This window comes from Arsenophonus sp. ENCA (assembly GCF_002287155.1).
Lineage (GTDB): Bacteria > Pseudomonadota > Gammaproteobacteria > Enterobacterales > Enterobacteriaceae > Arsenophonus > Arsenophonus nilaparvatae.
The window spans coordinates 1-2,310 of the sequence record NZ_NHNG01000582.1 but is presented as its reverse complement, the minus strand read 5'-3'; the positions used below and the strand labels follow the sequence as shown (position 1 = coordinate 2,310).

Annotated in this window: 3 protein-coding genes; 2 read left to right on the top strand and 1 reads right to left on the bottom strand. The window is 35.2% G+C overall.

Annotated features, from left to right (window positions below; translation table 11 throughout):
• Together CBG25_RS15215 and CBG25_RS15210 are read left to right on the top strand one after the other, a co-directional pair.
• On the top strand, positions 1 to 263 hold a 263-nt coding region (locus CBG25_RS15215), incomplete at its 5' end, for a transposase (RefSeq protein ID WP_290603799.1).
• Between the two features lie 294 nt (positions 264 to 557).
• A complete protein-coding gene (locus CBG25_RS15210) occupies positions 558 to 893 on the top strand; it encodes a transposase family protein (protein ID WP_290607697.1) in 336 nt (111 codons plus the stop codon).
• A 294-nt stretch (positions 894 to 1,187) separates the two neighbouring features.
• On the opposite strand, the gene CBG25_RS15205 is transcribed toward CBG25_RS15210, so the two are convergent.
• Positions 1,188 to 1,487 carry a hypothetical protein gene (locus CBG25_RS15205; protein ID WP_290606845.1) on the bottom strand — a complete coding sequence of 100 codons (300 nt, stop codon included), beginning with the start codon at positions 1,485 to 1,487 and terminating at the stop codon, positions 1,188 to 1,190.
• Between the last annotated feature and the right edge of the window lie 823 nt (positions 1,488 to 2,310).

The following is a 2,310-nucleotide window of genomic DNA, read 5'->3' as shown; positions in this document are numbered from 1 at the left end:
AGGCAAACGGCTATAGGAGCCAGATTCAGCGTAAAGGCCATCGAAACAAACCGTTGTCCAAGACTCAGCAAGGGCGAAACCACAGGATTGCAAAGACTAGGGCACGGGTTGAACATGCATTTGCGGCGATGGAACAAATGGGTAGAAAACTGATCCGCACCATTGGACAGGTGCGCGCTAATTTTGCCATGACGATGATGGCAGCATGTTACAACCTAAAGCGGTTGGCGTACTTCCAGAGCGCGTGCATCGTGGCTTTCTGACGCCCAGAATGGGTCAAATGGCCCTAGCCAGGGCAATGTGCGATAGAATCAGTAACGTGATAATCAAAAAAAATCTAATTATTTAGAATGAAAGCCAAGGGTTAATTGAAAATCTTGAGTTTTTCGAGGTGCCCTTATATTAATAATTTACCAGCTTATTACAAATTATTTCCTAAACTCTCTAAACGAGAAATTGAAGTTTTATCTATAAACTAGTTGCTGAATAGAGACTTGCATTTTTTGTCACGCTATTGAGAATAAAAAGAGGTTTAACTTAGAGAATAAAGGTTTGAAATGATCAACAAAGAGCGGCTGTTACGAGATAATCGTTTATGTAAAGCAATCATTGGATTATCAGTCGAAGAATTGAAAAATTTAGCCGCTGAATTTTCAGCTTGTTATTTGATTTATCGGAAAAAGAATCGAAAAGATCACGAGCGGCAGATGGGTGCAGGGCAGAAAGGATTTATCCCAACCCCACTAGATAAACTGCTTTTTATTTTATTGTATTTAAAATGTTATCCGACCTATGATTTGCAAGGACTTCTTTTTGGTTTAGATAGAACCCGGGTATGTCGCTGGGTAAAAATATTATTGCCGGTTTTAGAGATGACCTTGGGGCGAGAATAAGCCTGTTGCTCAATAGTGAAATAAAACTGCTTTCAATAAAAACAAGTTAGATACATCTAAAAAACACAAAAATAGGTTATTTTTTAATCTTATATAGGTCATTTTTAATTCAAAAATTGATTATTTTATCATCAATAGCTGGTTTTTTTGTAAGTCACACACGAGTTTCGCACAGGCATATAAAGTTCTAAAAATATCTAAAATAATGTTTTATCCGTAAGATATTTTATAATATAAAATATATATTTATTTCAATAACTTATGTGTTAATTAGCAATTTTTGCGAATTATATATTATGTCGAATTGAACTTAAAAATAACTTGTTTATTTGTTGGTGCGAAACTCGTGTCACAATTAATTTTGCTATTGAGCAACAGGCTTAATAAAATAAAAAGCAGTTTATCTAGTGGGGTTGGGATAAATCCTTTCTGCCCTGCACCCATCTGCCGCTCGTGATCTTTTCGATTCTTTTTCCGATAAATCAAATAACAAGCTGAAAATTCAGCGGCTAAATTTTTCAATTCTTCGACTGATAATCCAATGATTGCTTTACATAAACGATTATCTCGTAACAGCCGCTCTTTGTTGATCATTTCAAACCTTTATTCTCTAAGTTAAACCTCTTTTTATTCTCAATAGCGTGACAAAAAATGCAAGTCTCTATTCAGCAACTAGTTTAATATTCAGGTAATAAGCATGATGTTATTGCTGGCATAGGTTTGGTTAATTTGCTTTGGCATGATCTGACAAGTGTTGAATCAATTCCTATTGACTATCGTATTTATGACACGAGTTTCGCAGTCTCTAAAAAAGAAGTATAAATTTAAAAACAAGAAAAAATCAGGATGTTCATATTTTGTCCGGTTATCCATGCATTAAAGATATCTATAAAATATTCTTGCAAGTAAGCAGTGTAAGACACGAGTTTCGCACCAATAAAAAAACGCTCTATTTTTAAGTTTAATTCAGCATGATATATAAATAGTCAAAACCTTATAAATCAAATACAACTTATTGTAATTTAAGAAAATTTATGTTTTTTAGTAACTTGCAGATTAATCATTGCTTTTAAGCCATTTTTAGAATTTTATATGCCTGTGCGAAACTCGTGTGAAATAGGGATCACAGTCGGTAAGATTTGCTGTTTTTTTCAGCACAAGAGGGAGTGAGATCATTATTTGTTGGCTAATCGACTGATTTTTGAACGAATTTGCTGAATTCAGGCAGATCTTCCCTGCATTACATCACGTAACGCATTCGCGCTATTTCCACTGCGTTAGCAACCAGATCCTTTGTTACCAGCCCATACAAGACCCGCTGATAGACCATTTTCCCGCCACACAGAATACATTTAAAAGGGTCCGTATTGAGCAGTGCTTGGCTGAGGCTGGAAAATGTCACTACTTTTACAGGTTT